Below are 2,288 nucleotides of genomic sequence, written 5' to 3'. Positions count from 1 at the left end.
TAGCCAAATATGGTTATAGTATGAATTTCGAGCAGCCCCGCCTACATTAGCGTCCCCGCTTGGAGAACTTGTCGGGCTGCCGCAGGAATAGAGAGCTGCCCCGATTCCCAGCGCGACTACTGTTACGTTGCGGCGAATATGAGCACAAATGAGACGGAAAGGGCGCGGAATATGTCCTCCGGCTGCAGCACGTAAAACGCTACGGTCAGCACGCCGCTTTGCCCGCGCTCCGTCGTAAACGCAACGCTTGCCGCTTTGTGCAGCAGCGGCGAAAATGTCCGTACCGTCTGGGTATTGTCCGTATCGGGCGCAAGAAAACGCGGAGAGACCGACATCGCGTATGCCAGTCTGCCGTCGAGCCGCACGGTGAACGCCGCAAGACCGGGCTGTTCGGCAAAGGCGCGCTCGGCGGCGGCGCGTATCTCCTCCGCGTCCGCCCCCCGCGAATAGAGCGCCGCCGCGTCGCGCACCAATACGCCGAGCGCGCGCTGCATTTCCGCCGCGCCCTGCCGCCGGAAATGCGCGAGCTGCCCGGCGCATATGCCGCCCGCAGCGATAAACAGAAGCCCTATAGACGCCGAGATGAGCCGCACGGTTCGCTGAGTCATGGTGCGCGTCAGTATAGCGTTCCAAGGCAGCATGCGCAAGTTTCCGCGGCGCGCAGCCCCGTCAGGCTATGCCCAGTTCCTTGAAGACTCTTTTGTATAGGGTGAATTGCTCGGACCGGGCGAACTCCGCTATCTTCGCTTCGGGGAGGCTTTCAAGCAGCTCGTCCATATATGCCAGCACAGAGGCGACATCCCGCCGCAGTGTTTCCGGCATAGACGCTTCGGTTCCGTTCCACGGCAGTGCGGCCGGCGCTTCCGGCTGATTCGCCGCGCCGTCGGCGGCGCGGAGCAACTGGGAAACGGTTATGGGTTCCGCCTCGTCGAGCGGCTCAAGTCCGCTTTCGGCAGGCGCACGTCCTTTCGCCGTGCCCGTCTGGGGCAGATGGGTTTCGACAGGCAGACCAAGCGCCGCTTTCTCCGCCTCCGTGAAGTCGCTCAGCGTCTCTTCGAGTTCCGAGGATAAGGCGTCGAGCCGCTTGAGCGTATCGGCGCTCGCCTCCGCGAGGGGGACAAGCCCGTCCCCGTCCAGAAGCGCGGAAGCCGCCGTCTTAGGGAAGCCGCCGGTAACCCTGCTTTCCGGCGCGGCGGCGGGCGCTCCCTGTCGCTCTTTCAGAGTCTCGACCTCGCGCCTCATGTCAGCGATTTCTTGCCGTAGAACGGCTATATCCGCCGTAATTCGGCGGGCAAGCGCCTGAAACGGGTCGGCGCCCGCCGGTTTGAGTCTGCGCGGAACCGGCGGCTTTATCCACACGCCGCACGGGTCGATTTTCGCAGTGCCGCAATCCTGCGCCCGGTCGCTGCCGCTTGCCTCAAATGCCATTTCTGTCGCTCCCTGCCGTCCTATACGGACTGCCTTCGTTTGCTATGGGTATCGGCATTTTTCGCAGAACACTTGCGGCTTTCCTGCGGAATCCCGCTTCCGCAGGGAACGCCGGACTGACGCTCGCCGCAGGCACAGCGGGGGACAGTGCGTCTTTTTGCCGCGGTCGCGGAGGGCGCGCACGACGAGGTCTACGGATATGATTTCGCGGAAGTTGCCGATATGCACGGTGCCCGACGGCGTGATTCCCGCCGAGTAGGTGTATGCGTCGAGGTCGCCGCGCTCGCGGATTATGGCGTCCGCCCACGAGTCCGCCCAGTGGAGCGCCTTGCGCGCCGCCTGATTCGCGTCAGTCATGGGGGTCAGTATACGGGCACAGGAAGTTCCCCGCAAGAGGAACTCCCTGTGCCGCGAGTTTCTTGAGGAAACTGCCGCAACGCCGAAGGCGTTGCTATCGAGTTTGCAAGGCAAACTCGCGGCATATAGGCTTTGCCTCTATGCTTTCACCTGTGGGCGAAGGCGCAGAGGCTCTCGCGTTCCCCTTACCGGGACTGCCGAAAGCCGTCATGACGCGCACGCAGAACAGAGGCTCTGTCTAGGGCGGGAGAGAGACACTGTCTAGGTAGTGTGGACTGGAAGGTAGAGGAATAAACACCTGACATGAATGGCGGCGATGAAGGAAGCGGTGAGCTTTGCGTAGCGCGTGGCAATTCCGCGCCAGCGCTTGAGGGCGCGGAAGACGTTTTCAATGACGTGCCGCGCCCGATACAGTTCATGACTGTACGCTCTCTGCTCTTTCCGGCTTTTAACCGGAGGGATGACGGCTGTTATATCCGCTTCCTTAAGCATATCGAGCAGTT

Annotated in this window: 3 protein-coding genes and 1 pseudogene; all 4 read right to left on the bottom strand. The window is 62.2% G+C overall.

The genetic code is table 11. From position 1 onward, the window contains the following. Positions 1-122: 122 nt before the first annotated feature. On the bottom strand, positions 123-608 hold the full coding sequence (locus AWU74_RS05095) for a hypothetical protein (protein WP_162504852.1): 486 nt from the start codon (positions 606-608) through the stop codon (positions 123-125). A 61-nt stretch (positions 609-669) separates the two neighbouring features. After that, complete coding sequence (locus AWU74_RS05090; RefSeq protein WP_062328279.1) at positions 670-1,428, bottom strand: hypothetical protein; 759 nt, start codon at positions 1,426-1,428, stop codon at positions 670-672. A 156-nt stretch (positions 1,429-1,584) separates the two neighbouring features. Then, a pseudogene (locus AWU74_RS10405) lies at positions 1,585-1,785 on the bottom strand (lysine--tRNA ligase); the annotation flags it as partial. A gap of 261 nt (positions 1,786-2,046) precedes the next feature. After that, positions 2,047-2,288: transposase (locus AWU74_RS05080; protein ID WP_162481498.1), on the bottom strand; the 242-nt coding region annotated here is incomplete at its 5' end.

It is taken from the genome of Treponema endosymbiont of Eucomonympha sp. (genome assembly GCF_001028545.1).
The sequence above is the reverse complement of the archived record's forward strand: the minus strand, read 5'-3'. Positions and strand labels throughout refer to the sequence as shown.

Bases quoted from the DNA above. Each gene is read 5' to 3' on its own strand.
- AWU74_RS05090 (WP_062328279.1), bottom strand. From the start codon at position 1,428: ATGGCATTTGAGGCAAGCGGCAGCGACCGGGCGCAGGATTGCGGCACT.
- AWU74_RS05095 (WP_162504852.1), bottom strand. From the start codon at position 608: ATGACTCAGCGAACCGTGCGGCTCATCTCGGCGTCTATAGGGCTTCTG.